1 protein-coding gene is annotated in these 253 nt (G+C 62.1%); it reads left to right on the top strand.

The features are described 5' to 3' along the window. Positions 1–249, top strand: a 249-nt coding sequence (locus F1003_RS16145; RefSeq protein ID WP_306461437.1) for an NADH-ubiquinone oxidoreductase-F iron-sulfur binding region domain-containing protein, incomplete at its 5' end; no start/stop codon positions are given. Positions 250–253 lie beyond the last annotated feature (4 nt).

The raw sequence follows: 253 nt of genomic DNA, 5'->3' as shown, positions 1-253 counted from the left end.
TTTTGCGCGGTGGAATCTTGCGGGAAATGCACGCCCTGCCGCATTGGGGCAGGACGCGGGGTGGAAACCATCGACCGCATCGCCGCCGGGGATGCGACCGCAATCCCCTTGTTGACCGATCTGTGTGAGACGATGAAAGACGGCTCGCTCTGCGCGCTTGGCGGGTTCACGCCTTACCCCGTCATGTCGGCGCTTCAGAATTTTCCAGATGAATTTGGGGCCACCCCCGCCAATCAGGCCGCGGAATAGGAGG

The sequence above is a fragment of the Winogradskyella ouciana genome, from assembly GCF_009709615.1.
Classification (GTDB): domain Bacteria; phylum Bacteroidota; class Bacteroidia; order Flavobacteriales; family Flavobacteriaceae; genus Winogradskyella; species Winogradskyella ouciana.
This window is presented reverse-complemented; position numbering and strand designations above follow the sequence as displayed.